The organism is Pseudoclavibacter sp. RFBJ3, assembly GCF_002931375.1.
Classification (GTDB): Bacteria; Actinomycetota; Actinomycetes; order Actinomycetales; family Microbacteriaceae; genus Pseudoclavibacter.
This window is the reverse complement of sequence record NZ_PSXZ01000005.1, coordinates 170993-184240: the sequence shown is the minus strand read 5'-3', so window position 1 is coordinate 184240 and position 13248 is coordinate 170993. Positions and strand designations below refer to the sequence as shown.

At 70.0% G+C, this 13248-nt stretch carries 11 protein-coding genes; 6 read left to right on the top strand and 5 right to left on the bottom strand.

Annotated features, from left to right (window positions below):
• Positions 1 to 131: 131 nt before the first annotated feature.
• Positions 132 to 770, bottom strand: coding sequence for a TetR/AcrR family transcriptional regulator (locus C5E07_RS07030; RefSeq protein WP_258063796.1), 639 nt, complete (start codon positions 768 to 770; stop codon positions 132 to 134).
• Between the two features lie 46 nt (positions 771 to 816).
• On the opposite strand from C5E07_RS07030, the gene C5E07_RS07025 reads away from it, so the two are divergent.
• From C5E07_RS07025 to nikE, 4 genes are read left to right on the top strand one after another with little or no spacing between them, the layout of a single operon-like run.
• Positions 817 to 2466 carry an ABC transporter substrate-binding protein gene (locus tag C5E07_RS07025; protein WP_104298924.1) on the top strand — a complete coding sequence of 550 codons (1650 nt, stop codon included), beginning with the start codon at positions 817 to 819 and terminating at the stop codon, positions 2464 to 2466.
• Between the two features lie 40 nt (positions 2467 to 2506).
• Entirely contained in the window at positions 2507 to 3490 is a 984-nt protein-coding gene (locus C5E07_RS07020; RefSeq protein ID WP_104298923.1) for an ABC transporter permease, read from the top strand.
• The gene (locus C5E07_RS07015) at positions 3487 to 4377 is read left to right on the top strand and encodes an ABC transporter permease (protein WP_104298922.1); all 891 of its coding nucleotides are present in this window, start codon (positions 3487 to 3489) and stop codon (positions 4375 to 4377) included. Before C5E07_RS07020 ends, C5E07_RS07015 begins: the two co-directional genes overlap by 4 nt.
• Complete coding sequence (nikE, locus tag C5E07_RS07010) at positions 4374 to 5993, top strand: ABC transporter ATP-binding protein (protein ID WP_104298921.1); 1620 nt, start codon at positions 4374 to 4376, stop codon at positions 5991 to 5993. Before C5E07_RS07015 ends, nikE begins: the two co-directional genes overlap by 4 nt.
• Positions 5994 to 6023: 30 nt before the next feature.
• On the opposite strand, the gene C5E07_RS07005 is transcribed toward nikE, so the two are convergent.
• Genes C5E07_RS07005 through C5E07_RS06995 form a run of 3 tightly spaced genes read right to left on the bottom strand, consistent with a single transcriptional unit; the run spans position 6024 to position 8808 of the window.
• Positions 6024 to 6866, bottom strand: a complete 843-nt coding sequence (locus tag C5E07_RS07005; protein ID WP_104298920.1) for a hypothetical protein — start codon at positions 6864 to 6866, stop codon at positions 6024 to 6026.
• Positions 6863 to 7591, bottom strand: a complete 729-nt coding sequence (locus tag C5E07_RS07000) for a response regulator transcription factor (protein ID WP_104298919.1) — start codon at positions 7589 to 7591, stop codon at positions 6863 to 6865. The genes C5E07_RS07005 and C5E07_RS07000 overlap by 4 nt, the downstream gene beginning before the upstream one ends.
• On the bottom strand, positions 7579 to 8808 hold the full coding sequence (locus C5E07_RS06995) for a sensor histidine kinase (RefSeq protein ID WP_104298993.1): 1230 nt from the start codon (positions 8806 to 8808) through the stop codon (positions 7579 to 7581). Before C5E07_RS06995 ends, C5E07_RS07000 begins: the two co-directional genes overlap by 13 nt.
• 128 nt (positions 8809 to 8936) lie before the next feature.
• On the opposite strand from C5E07_RS06995, the gene C5E07_RS06990 reads away from it, so the two are divergent.
• Positions 8937 to 9473 (top strand): metallophosphoesterase, encoded by a 537-nt coding sequence (locus C5E07_RS06990; protein WP_104298918.1) that lies wholly within the window; start codon positions 8937 to 8939, stop codon positions 9471 to 9473.
• Between the two features lie 33 nt (positions 9474 to 9506).
• Here the strand turns inward: C5E07_RS06990 and C5E07_RS06985 are convergent, their stop codons facing one another.
• On the bottom strand, positions 9507 to 10988 hold the full coding sequence (locus C5E07_RS06985) for a helix-turn-helix transcriptional regulator (protein WP_104298917.1): 1482 nt from the start codon (positions 10986 to 10988) through the stop codon (positions 9507 to 9509).
• 201 nt (positions 10989 to 11189) lie between these two features.
• Here C5E07_RS06985 and C5E07_RS06980 point away from each other — a divergent pair, with 201 nt between their 5' ends.
• Positions 11190 to 13064, top strand: coding sequence for a phosphoenolpyruvate carboxykinase (GTP) (locus C5E07_RS06980; RefSeq protein WP_104298992.1), 1875 nt, complete (start codon positions 11190 to 11192; stop codon positions 13062 to 13064).
• Positions 13065 to 13248 lie beyond the last annotated feature (184 nt).

The window sequence follows — 13248 nt, the reverse complement described above, 5'->3', positions numbered from 1 at the left end:
GTCACTTGGTGTCTGTTGACCAGGAATTTATCGGTGTTCTTCGAAGACAGAATCGAACCACCAAGCTCCAGATCAGAGGACACCAGGCTGCAGCGGGCGTCTCGAGGCCGAACGCCTTCAGCACCGCAGGCCTACGCGGCCGAGTACGCCAGGAAGATCGGGGCGCTCGCCTCGTCCACGACGCTCGAGAAGCTGCCTCGGGTCGGCCCCTCCTCGATCCAGAACACGGTCGCGGCGATGGTCGCCGAGATGATCGAGCCTGCGCAGACGGTTCGCTGCAACCAGCCCAGCCCAGGCTCTGCTCGGGCGAGGAAGTCCGTGAGCGCCGACTGCTGGGCGAGCGCGCGCTTCGTGCCCGTCGCGGCGAGGTCTGCACTCGTGCCTGCCACACTGCGCAGCGAGCCCGCCCAGCGGACGGTCTCGGGCTGCACCGTGTCGGCGATCTCGAGGAGCACCTTCCGGAGCGTCTCGAGACCGTCTCCCCTCTTCGGAACGCCGCGCGCGACGAGCTCGGTCGCCGCGGCCTCGAGCCGGAGAGGAACCTCGGCGAGGAGCGGGTCGAGACCGACCCACAGCACGTCGGCTTTGGCAGCGAAGTAGTTGAAGAACGAGCTTCTCGCGACGCCGGCACGGCGGGCGATGTCGCTCGCGCTCGTCTGCTCGTAGCCCTGCTCGAGGAACAGCTCGAGGGCGGCCTCTTCGAGCGTCTCGCGACTCGACGCGGAGGGTCGGCCTCGACGCGCGACCCGTTCCTCGTGCTCCGTCATCATCTTCTCATTTCTGCATGGTGTTCAAATAAGCAGTTACACTCTCCGAGTGCCAGCATCAGCCACCCGCCGCGCGGCGAAGCCCATCGCGCTCCTCGCCCTCGCCGCAGCCCTCATCGTGCCACTTGCCGCATGCTCCAGCGAGGCGACCTCGTCGGACCAGCCGCAAACCCTCAGGTACGCCTCAGGAGACGCTGAGCCCACGTGCCTCGACCCGCACGTCGGCGGCAACTGGCCCCAGGCGATCCTCGCGAACCAGTTCCTGGAGTCGCTCTTCTCGAAGAACGACGCAGGGGAGATCATCCCATGGCTGGCAACAGGAGCCGAAGCGTCTGACGACCAGCTGAGCTGGACGATCACCCTCAAAGAAGGCGTGAGCTTCACCGACGGCACCCCGTTCGACGCGGACGCCGTCGTGGCGAACGTCGAGCACATCAAGAACCCCGAGACCGCCTCCTCGACGGCCATCCTCGCCCTCGGGAAGGTCTCCGAAGCGGTCGCAGTCGACGCGCGCACCGTGCGCTTCGACCTCAGCGAGCCGGACAGCGCGCTCCTGGAGTCGCTCGCACAGACCTGGCTGGCCATCGAGTCCCCAGCCGGGCTCGAGCGCGGGACCGAGGAGAACTGCCTCGCCCCGATCGGCACCGGCGCCTTCCAGGTCGCGTCGTGGGAGAAGCAGTCCCAGGTCGTGCTGACTCGCAACGAGAACCACACGTCAGCGCCGGAGGACGGCGTGACGAGCGAGGGCCAGCCCGGAGCGACGGTCGGCACCATCGAGTGGAAGTTCATCCCGGACGCCGCCACCCGCCTCGCCGCACTCCAGTCCGACCAGGTCGACATCATCGACTCCGTGCAACCGGATGCGCTCTCGCAGTTCCAGGCGAACGGCACGGAGGAGACGCTCATCGGCGCCCGCCCCGGTGTGACGGCCCGCATCGAGCTCAACACCACGCGTGCACCCTTCGACGACCCCAAGGTGCGCGAGGCGTTCGCCGCCTCCGCCGACATCGACGCTGCGGTCGAGTCGCTCTACTTCGGAACCCTCGACCGGTCGACCTCCGTGCTCTCGAGCGCAACGCCCTTCGCGACCTCGCACCCCGACTCCTTCGGGTTCGACGCGGCACGCGCATCCACGCTGCTCGACGAGGCCGGCTGGACCGAGCGCGACGCCGACGGCGTCCGCACGAAGAACGGCGAGCGCCTCGAGGTCGCATTCCCGGTCTCCACGAACCAGTCGATCCCGGCCGAGATCTCCGTACTCGAGCAGATCGGAGCGACGAGCGCCGAGGTGGGCTTCGATGTGCAGCTCGAGCTGCTCGACCTCTCGACCTGGTACGAGCGCAGCGGCACGTGGGAGTTCGATGCCATCGTCGCGCCGTACTCGAAGAACTCCGCCGACGTGCTCCGCATCGTCTACTCGACCGACAGCATCACCCCCGCCCCGAGCGGCTACCACGCCAACAACACCGGCCTCTCGCTGCCCGCTCTCGACGAGGCGCTCGACGCGGCCGCGAAGACCAGTGACGACGCCGAGCGCGAGCGGCTCTACGGCGAGGCCCAGCAGCTCATCATCGACAGCGGCACCGTCATCCCGCTCTACGACCAGACGGTGCAGTTCGCCTACGGCGCCAACGTGCACGGCTTCCGCCTCCAGCCGAACGTCAACGTGCCCTCGCTCGTGAACGTCACCATCGAGTAGCTGGGCCACGACTGAGCACGGCGCACGAGACAATCGAGCGATGACAAAGGATGCGCGATCTCGCGCGGCACGCCTGCTGCCGCTGATTCCGCGCATCCTCCTGCGTCTCGGCGGCGCGGTGTTCGTGCTGTGGGCCGTCGTCACCGTCACCTTCTTCGCGGTGCGCGCCGTGCCTGGCGACCCCGTGCTCGCGATCCTCGGCGGGCCGGGCTCCAACGCGAGCGCCGAGGCCGTCGCGCAGGCCCGCGCCGAGAACGGGCTCGACCAGCCGCTCTTCCTCCAGTACCTCGCGCAGCTGTGGCGCACGGCGACCGGAGACCTCGGCTTCAGCTACGCCCAGCGCGAGAGCGTCGCGTCGCTCATCGGCGAGCAGCTGCCCGGCACGCTCGCCCTCGCCGGCCTCTCCCTCCTCCTCGCCTGGGCGATCGCGCTCACCGTGGCCTGGTGGTCGACCGGGAGGAGCCGAATCGCGTGGGGCATCGCATCGACGCTCGAGGTCGTCGCGGCAGCGGTGCCGCACTTCTGGCTGGCCTCCGTGCTCGTGCTGATCTTCGCTGGAATGCTCGGGCTCCCCGTCGCCGTCTCGGGTCCGGGACTCTCCGGGCTCATCCTGCCGAGCGTCACCCTCGCGCTCCCCCTCGCCGGGTACCTGGGGCAGGTCATGCGCGAGCAGATGCTCGACGCCCTCGAGTCGCCGTTCGTGCTGGCCGCGCGAGCGCGCGGCGAAGGGCCGAGCGGCATCTTCTGGCGGCACGTGCTGCGCCACGCGGCGATCCCCGCAGCCGGCCTCAGCGGCTGGGCTCTCGGCTCCCTCGTCTCCGGCGCAGTGGTCGTCGAGACGATCTTCGCGAGGCCAGGACTCGGCCGCTCTCTGCTCGCCGCGGTCGGTGCGAGGGACGTGCCCTACGTGATCGGCGTCCTCGTCGTCGTCGCGGCCGCCTACATGCTCGTGACCGTCCTCACCGACCTGATCGAGCCGGTCATCGATCCGCGCTCCCGCGACCGAGCGGGCGTGACCGCATGAGTCTCGACGCGGCCGCGGTTCGGGATGCTCGTGCGGGCACGACGGGACAGCGCGACGGCCGCACCCGCACCGGCTCCCGCTCGCGGCGCGGGCTCTGGCTCGGCGTCTGGCTCGCCGTGGCGGCGATCTACCTGCTCGCCGCGGTCTTCCCGCAGCTCCTCGCCCCCGGCGACCCGCTCGCCGTGAACCCCGCCGATGCGTTCTCGCCTCCCGTCCCCGCGCATCCGCTCGGCACGGACGAGTCCGGCAGGGGTGTCTACACCCGCATCGTGCACGGCGCCTCGTCGTCGCTCACGATCGGCGCCCTCGCAACCGTGATCGGGCTCCTCCTCGGCGCCGTGCTCGGCCTCGCCGCGGGCCTCGGACCCCGATGGCTCGACTTCGGCACGACGAGGATCGTCGAGGTCTTCTTCGCCTTCCCAGGCATCCTCCTCGCGCTCCTGCTCATCACGCTCGCGGGCCCTGGCGTCGTCACGACGACCATCGCGGTCGGCCTCTCCACTGCCCCTGGCTACGCGCGCCTCATCCGCTCTCAGGTGCTGCGCGTGCGGGCGAGCGCCTACATGGAGGCGGACCTCGTGCTCGGCAGGTCGCGCTGGCACAGCTTCACGAGGACGCTGCTGCCGAACGTCGCCTGGCCCCTCTTCTCGCTCGCCACGCTCGGCCTCGGCCAGGCCATCGTGTGGGCGGCTGCGCTCAGCTACCTGGGCCTCGGCGAACCGCCACCCAGCCCGGAATGGGGATCGATGCTCTCCGCAGGCCGCCTCTACCTGCCGACCGGCAGCTGGTGGCTCACCATCTTCCCTGGCACCGCGATCGTGGGCGCGGCCGTCATGGCGACGATGCTCGGTCGCATCATGCAGCAGCGCACGAGGCAGGCAGGATGAGCGACGCGTCGCGCCCGGTACCCCAGCGGGAAGCGCTGACCGTGCGGGCAGAAGAGCTGCGTATCTCCTTCGGCGACTTCGAGGCGGTGCGCGGAGTCTCCTTCGACGTGCGACGCGGCGAGTGCCTCGCGCTCGTCGGCGAGTCGGGCTCCGGCAAGTCGGTGACCGCCAGGGCGCTGCTCGGGCTGAGCGGCGACGGCGCCCGAGTGGAGGCCAGCACGCTCAGCCTCGGCGGCGTCGACCTGCCGCTGGCGAGCGGCGACGGCGACTGGAGGTCGATCCGCGGCGGTCGCGTCGGGCTCGTGCACCAGGATGCGCTGGTCGCGCTCGACCCGCTCCGCCCCATCTGGCGCGAGGTCGACGACGCGCTGCGGCTGCACACCGACCTCGGGCGCCAGGCGCGCCGCAGCCGCGTCCTCGAACTGCTCGGGCGGGCCGGACTCGAGGATCCCGAGTCGATCGCGCGCCGCCGCAGCGGTCAGCTCTCCGGCGGCCAGCGACAGCGTGTGCTCATCGCCGCCGCCCTGGCGGGGGAACCCGAGCTGCTCATCGCCGACGAGCCGACGAGCTCCGTCGACCAGGCCGTGCAGGCGCAGCTGATCGAGCTGTTCGACGCGCTCAAGGCCGACGGCATGACGATGCTCTTCATCACCCACGACCTGGGCATCGTCCAGCGCCTCGCCGACCGGGTCGCCGTCATGAGCGCAGGACTCATCGTCGAGACGGCGCCGACGGCGCGGCTCTTCACCGCTCCAGAGCACAGGGTCACTCGCCAGCTGCTCGCCGCGCAGCCGAAGGCGGCTCTCGACTCGCTCAGGGCCGCGCCCGAGGTGGATGCGCCTGGGCCGCTCCTGGAGGTGCGAGGCGTCTCGAAGACCTTCCGGGGAGCGGGGAGCGCGCCCATCCAGGCCGTGCGGGAGGCGTCCTTCACCCTCTCGCGCGGCGAGACGCTCGGGATCGTCGGCAGCTCGGGCTCCGGCAAGTCGACGCTGGCCCGCATCGCGCTCGGCTTGGAGCGGCCGGACGCGGGCACCGTGTCGTTCCTCGGCGTCGCCTGGAGCCCCGCCCCCGAGCGCCTGCGCCGCTCCCGCCGGGCCAATCTCGGCTCCGTACCCCAGGATGTGCTCTCCAGCTTCGATCCTCGGCGCACGGTCGGCGAGATCCTCGCCGACGCGCTCACCGCTGGGCGCTCGACGTCCGTCCGGACGCGGCGAGCCGCCATCGACGCGGCGCTCGAGCGAGTCGGGCTCGACGGCTCGATCGCCGGTCTCCGCCCGCTCCACCTGAGCGGTGGCCAGCGCCAGCGCCTCGCCATCGCCCGCGCGCTCGCCCCCGAACCCGAGGTGCTGCTGTGCGACGAGCCCGTCTCATCCCTCGACGTGACCGTGCAGGCGCAGGTGCTCGCGCTCCTCGAACGACTCGTCGACGAGCTGGGCCTGGCCTGCGTGTTCATCTCGCACGACCTCGCCGTCGTCGCGCAGCTCGCCGACCGAGTCGCCGTCATGAGCGACGGCGAGATCGTCGAGACGGCATCCGTGTCCGAGCTGTTCTCCACGCCGAAGCACCCGGCCAGCCGCGCGCTCCTCGACGCCCACAAGAGCCTCGAGGTGCGCTGAGCCGACCGGGCGCATCGCCGCCGGTACCGCCTACTCGACCGTCAGGAACCCCGAGCCGACCGACACCGAGAGCGTGTTCTTGGCGGAGTCCGACTGCCGGACATTGACGTTCGCCATCCCCGACTCGTTCAAGCCCGTCTCGAGCTTGTAGGTGCCGTCCGGCAGCGAGACGCTTCCGAAGCCCGACTCGATGGAGATGTCGGTGCTCTTCGGGGCCGCTCCCCCGAAGATGGCATTGAGGGCCCCCGAGCTGGCGGCGAGCGTCACATCCCCCGGCACCTCGGCGTCGATGTTGGAAGCGCCAGACCCCGTCGTGAGGCTCAGGTTGGCAGCCGACCCCTCGAAGTCGCTCGCACCCGAGTTCGTCTCGATGACCAGGTCCCCGAAGTCGCCGTCGATGGTCGCGGCCCCCGAGGTGACGTTGACCTGCGCGTCCAGCTTCCCGTCCTCCAGGCTCTCCGGGAGGGTCAGCGAGAGCTCCTCCTCGCCGAACCCGCCGCCGTTCCTGCTGCCGCCCACCCGCTCGACGACGAGCTCGCCGCCCTCGGTCACGAGCTGCCACGCGTCGGCCTTCGTGAACCCCTTCGACTGCACACGCAGCTCGGCCTGCGAGACGTCGCCGAACTCGATCTCCATGCCGACCGAGTCGATGTCGACGCGCAGCGCGGTGACGCCGGCGATCGACTGGCTGATCGTGGTCTCGTCGCGCAGGACGTCGCGGAGGTTGGCGAAGAATCCGCTGGTCACGGTTCCGGCGACGACCATGCCGCCGATGATCGCGACCGTGATGGTGATCCACCCGAATCGCTTCGGGCTGATGCCGTCGGCGTCCGCGTCTGGGCGGGTGTCGGGCTCGAGAGTGGGTGTGGTCATCGGAGTTCTCCGTTCGTGGCGCGGGCGGTGAGGCCCTGTCCATCGAGGTGTGTCTGTGGCTGCGGGCGGGGCGCATGCCCCTGCCCGTCGAGGTGGGCGAGCACGGCGAGCACCCTGCGGTTGCCGCCGTCGCCCTGGTCGAGCTCGAGCTTCTGGAAGACCGCCGAGATGTGCTTCTCGACGCTCCCCGCGCTGACGTGGAGCGCCTCGGCGATCGCGTGGTTGGAGCGGCCTTCGGCCATGAGCCCGAGCACCTCGGACTCGCGGGGCGTGAGGCGCTCGAAACGCGCATCCCTGGTCTTCCTGGCGAGCAGCTGGGCGACGACCTCGGGGTCGAGCACCGTGCCGCCGGCCGCGACGCTGTCGACGCCGGCCAGGAACTGCTCGACGTCGGCGACCCTGTCTTTCAGGAGATAGCCGAGCCCGCCCCTCGAACTCGAGATGAGCTCCGACGCGTACCGCTCCTCCACGTACTGCGAGAGGACCAGCACGGCGAGGCCCGGGTCGGTGGCCCGGAGCCGGAGCGCGGCCCGGATGCCCTCGTCGGTGAACCCTGGTGGCAGGCGGACGTCGAGGATGACGAGCTCCGGGTCGGTCTCGGCGACGAGCCGGTCGAGCCTGCCGTCGTCGGCGAGGATGCCCACCATGGTGTGGCCGGCGTCCTCCAGCAGGCGGGCGATGCCCTCCCGCAGGAGCGCGGAGTCTTCGCAGATCAGGATGCGCATGGCACGCTCACCTCGATCGTCGTCGGTCCTTCCGGCGGGCTCGAGATCATGATCGCGCCGCCTGCCGCTTCGATGCGGTCGGTGACCCCGTCGAGTCCGCCGCCAGGGACGAGACGTGCCCCTCCATGTCCGTCGTCCTGGATGCGGGCCCAGAGCATCGAGCCGCGCATTCGGACCTGCACCGAGATCTCCGAGGCACCGGAGTGCTTCGCCGCGTTGCCGAGCGACTCGGCGACCGCGAAGTAGACGGCGGCCTCCGCATCCTTCGAGCAGCGTCCGGGGAGCTGCGCGTCGAGTACGACGGGGATGTGCGAGCGGGCAGCGAGCCCCGAGAGCGCGGCGTCGAGGCCACGGTCGGTGAGCACGGCGGGCTGGAACCCACGGGCCAGCTGCCGCAGCTCGGTGACGGCATCCTTCGTCGAGGCGTGCGCCTCGTCGATGAGCTCGGCAGCCCTGGCGGGATCCGAGCCGAGCTTCTGCTTGGCCATGCCGAGCGTCATCCCGATCGAGACGAGCCTCGGCTGCACGCTGTCGTGCAGGTCACGCTCGATGCGGTCGCGCTCCGTGGCGGCGCCGCGAACAGCGACGGTGCGGCGACGCCCCGCGTCGCGCACCTCCTCCTCGAGCTGCTGCTCCCGGTCGCGGGAGAGGAGGCTGATGGACGCCGCGCGCTGCACGTAGGCGAACGCGACGATGAGGGCGACGGCGACCAGCAGCATGCCGATGCCGATGAGCAGGCCGATGAACGGGGTGACCGCGAAGTCCATGCCCCAGACGGTCAGGGTCTCCCGGTTCTGCAGCGGCGAGAAGAGCGCGAAGACGCCGGAGACGCCGAGCTGCAGGGCGCCGAGGGAGAGCGTTCCGAGCACCGCGACGATCACGAGGTGCAGCATCGCCTTCCAGTTCGCCCCGTCGGCGAACTGCACGAGCGGCGTGAGCACGAACCGCCAGCCGTCGCGGCGACGCGAGCGGCGCATCCCGGCGTCGTCGAGCGGCCGGTCGTAGAGCGCCGCCACCCGGCGCCGCTCGAAGGCGGAGACGCCGCGGAACGAGAACGCGAGGCCAGCGAGGACGACGACGCCGAAGCCCAGCACGAAGAGCAGTCCGACGCCGAGTCCGAGGAGGCCGAACATGAGCGAGAGGAGGAGCGGCGCGATGACGCCGCCGGCGGCGAGGTGCAGCGAGGTCAGACTCAGCTGCTTGACGTTGTTCTTCATGTCCACAACGCTATGGTCGCGCGCCTCGCCGCGACACGGAGCATCCCTCACACCTCAGCGGGGGTTTTCCCCCAGATCCTCTTCCCCCACATCGGGAGGAATCCCGGCGCAGCTGCGAGCATGGACGTATGACTCTGGACGTCGTGATCATCGCCGACACCCACCTCCCGAAGCGTGCGAAGGCCCTCCCGGAGGTGCTCTGGCGAGCGATCGAACGTGCGGACGTGGTCTTCCATGCCGGTGACTGGGTCGACAGCGACACGCTCGATGCGCTGCAGGCTCGGGCGCGCAGGATGGTCGGCGTATGGGGCAACAACGATGGCCCGGAGCTGCGAGAGCGCCTGCCGGAGGTCGCCCGCGTCGAACTCGATGGCGTCCGCTTCGCGATGACCCACGAGACCGGGCAGAAGGCGGGGCGGGAGCGCCGCATGGACACGCTCTTCCCCGACACCGACGTGCTGGTCTTCGGGCACAGCCACATCCCGTGGGACACGACCACCCCCACCGGGCTGCGCCTCCTCAATCCCGGCTCCCCCACCGACCGTCGCCGACAGCCGCGGGTCACCTACCTGACCGTGCGGGTGGATGCCGGGCAGCTCACGCGAGTGGAGCTTCGGGACGCGCGCACGGGTGATCTGGTTCCAGACGCCGACGGCGCTGACTGAGCACCGGGTCCCGACTCCCAGCCCGGCTCCCGGCTACGCGTCGGCGGTCGCCGTGTCCGCGTCGATGTCGTGGCGCTCGAGGAACTCGAACACCTCGCGCTGGTCGACGCCGGGGAAGTCGCCCGTCGGGAGGGGCGAGAACACGTGCGCGTGCACTCGGGCGCTCGGCCAGGCCTTCGCCGACCAGCGCTCGCTGAGCTCAGCCCCCGGCGTGCGGCAGCATGCACCGTCGGGGCAGGTCGACGATGCGCGCTGCTTCGTGTCGCGCCCGCGGAACCAGCGGGCCTCGTCGAACGGCACGCCGATCGTGATGGAGAACTCGCCGGCGTCGGCGTGCCCGGTCTGGGTGGAGCACCAGAACGTGCCGGCAGGGGTGTCGGTGTACTGGTAGGTCTCCGTGGTCCGGTTCGTCCGGGCGAGGGCGCTCACGGCCGAGAACTTCCGGCACACGAACTGGCCCTCGACGGAGCCGGTGACGTCCTGCGGGAGCGGGAGGGAGTCGTTCTCGTAGGCCTTCGAGATGGAACCCTTGTCGTCGACGCGCAGGAAGTGCAGCTTGATGTCGAGGTGCGAGGTGAGCAGGTTCGTCATGCGCAGGGCGGCGGCTTCGTGGGTCACGCCGAACGCGTCCCGGAAGTCCTCGACGGCCATGTCGCGGCGCTCCTTCGCGTCGCGGAGGAACGCGACCGAACGCGCCTCCGGCATGAGGCAGGCCGCCGCGAAGTAATTGATCTCGAGGCGCTGGCGCAGGAAGTCGGCGTAGTCCTCGGGGCGGCGGTGGCCGAGCACCCGGTGCGCCATCGCCTGCAGCGCCATCGCGCGCAGCCCGTGCCCGCCGGGGATGGAGGCTGGCGGCAGGTAGATGCGGCCGTTCTCCAGGTCGGTGATGGAGCGCGTGGACCTGGGCAGGTCGTTGACGTAGATGAGCTGGAACCCGAGGTGGTCGGCCATCTTGCCGACCGAGTGGTGCATGAGGGCGCCGCGCGTGTGGTCCACCCTGCTGAGCAGCTCGTCGGCGAGCTTGTCGAGGTCGGGCATGTAGTTGTCGTGGGCGCGCATCGCGAGCCGCAGCTCGGTGTTGGCGCGGCGCGCCTCCTCGGGCGTCGCGCTCGCCTCGGTCCGGCGGCGCACGATCTCGCTGTGCATGCCGGTGAGGGCGCGCAGCACCTCGTCGGAGAGCGACTTCGTCGAGGGGATGCGCGGGAGCCCGAGCTCCTGGTAGACGGTCGAGGTCTGCGCGCGCTCGAGCTCGATCTCGAGGCGGGAGCGATCATCCGGCGGCGTGTTGGCGAGCATCTCGCTCAGGTCGACGTCGAACACCTCGGCGAGCTGCTGCAGCACGGAGAGCTTCGGCTCGCGCTTGCCGTTCTCGATGAGCGAGAGCTGGCTGGCGAGCAGCCCGGTCTTCTCGCCGAGCGCTTCGAGCGTGAGCGAGCGCTCCTTGCGGTAGTAGCGGATGCGCCGCCCGAGCAGGAGGGAATCCACTGCGCCGCCTTTCCCTGTGGTTGCTGTCATTTTTTGCGCAGCGGGGAAAGGACCGAGTCCGCTCATGGGTGCCTCCGGGCATCTGAATTGCTAATGTGTGAAATTTTGCCATTTTTCTCGGCCAATCTCCATCCCGGGGCGTCCGGCGCAGGTCAACACTGGGTGTACGACGCCATGCACGTATGCGAGACGGAGACAGCTCGCATGCAGAACCGTGAAAGCAGCATCGAAATGACTGAACAGGCACATGACCACCTCGACGTCCCGCAGCGGGCAGCGAACCCGGAAGTCAACGACTGGGTCCGCGAGATCGCCGCACTGACGAAGCCGAGCCGCATCGTCTGGTGCGACGGCTCCCAGTCCGAGATCGACGCCCTCACCGCCGAGATGGTCGAAGCAGGCACGCTCATCAAGCTCAACGAAGAGCTCCGCCCCGGGTCCTACCTCGCCCGCTCCGACGCCGGCGACGTCGCCCGCGTCGAGAGCCGCACCTACATCTGCTCGGAGAACGAGGAAGACGCGGGCCCCACGAACAACTGGCGTGCGCCGGCCGAGATGAAGGCCGAGCTGAGCGGCCTCTTCGACGGCTCGATGCGCGGCCGCCCCATGTACGTCGTTCCCTTCGCGATGGGCCCGCTCGGCGGTGCGATCACGCAGTACGGCGTCGAGATCACGGACTCCCCGTACGTCGTGCTGTCGATGGCCCTCATGACCCGCTCCGGCGACGGCGCCCTCGAGCACCTCACGCCAGGACGCGACTGGGTGAAGGCGCTGCACACGGTCGGCTTCCCGCTCGAGTTCGAGGACGGCTCGAGCCGCCCCGATGTCGCCTGGCCGCACAACGAGTCGAAGTACATCACCCACTTCCCCGAGACGCGGGAGATCATCTCCTACGGCTCCGGGTACGGCGGCAACGCGCTCCTCGGCAAGAAGTGCTTCGCGCTACGCATCGCGTCGGCCATGGGGCACGACGAGGGCTGGATGGCCGAGCACATGCTCCTCATCCAGGTCACGAGCCCTGAGGGCAAGACCTACACGCTCACGGGTGCGTTCCCCTCCGCGACCGGCAAGACGAACTTCGCGATGATGAAGCCCAAGCTCGATGGCTGGAAGGTCGAGACGCTCGGCGACGACATCGTGTGGATGCGCAAGGCGGCCGACGGTCGACTCAACGCCATCAACCCAGAGTTCGGGTTCTTCGGCGTCGCACCGGGCACGGGCTACCACACCAACCCCGTCGCGATGGAGACCATCACGACGAACACGATCTTCACGAACGTCGCGCTGACCGACGACGGCGACGTCTGGTGGGAGGGCATGACCGACGAGGCGCCCGCGCACCTCATCGACTGGCAGGGCAACGACTGGACTCCCGAGTCCGGAACGAAGGCCGCGCATCCGAACGCCCGCTTCACGGTGCGCGCCTCGCAGTGCCCGACCCTCTCCCCCGCCTGGGAGGCTCCCGACGGCGTGCCCGTCGACGCGATCCTCTTCGGCGGCCGCCGTGCGAGCAACGTCCCGCTGGTCTTCGAGTCGAAGGACTGGCAGCACGGCTGCTTCCTCGGCGCGACGCTCGCCAGCGAGCAGACCGCGGCCGCAGAGGGCCCCGTGGGCATCCTGCGCCGCGACCCCTTCGCCATGCAGCCCTTCGCCGGCTACCACATGGCCGACTACTGGGGACACTGGCTGAACATCGGCGCCGACCTCGGCGACAAGGCACCCCGCATCTTCCAGGTCAACTGGTTCCGCAAGGACCAGGACGGCAAGTTCCTCTGGCCCGGCTTCGGCGAGAACGTGCGCGCCGTGAAGTGGATCGTCGACCGACTCGAGAACCGTGCCGACTCGCTGGAGAGCCCCATCGGCCAGCTGCCCGTGACGAGCGACATCGACATCTCGGGCCTCGAGGGCTTCGAGCCCGCCGCACTCGAGGAGATCTTCACGGTCGACCCCGAGTCGTGGCTCGTGGAGGTCGGCGTGACCCGCGAGTACTTCGACAGCATCGGCGAGAAGGTCCCCGCGGCGCTCTACACCGAGCTCGACGCCGTGCACGGTGCGCTGGACGCGGCTGCCGCATCCACCCAGACCAAGGCCCCCATCGGGGCCTGAAAGACGGCGGCGAGCGGGACTCCGACCACTCGCCGCAAGCTGTGCCCCTCCGCGCGCGCGTGGCGCGGAGGGGCGCACAACTCCTGGCAGCTCGAACCCCTGTGTTCGCAGCTGAGCCCCTCAAGGATGCGCCCCTGAGGGGCTTTTCCTTGCCCTCGCACGCGACCCGCCCGGCAACCCGCGA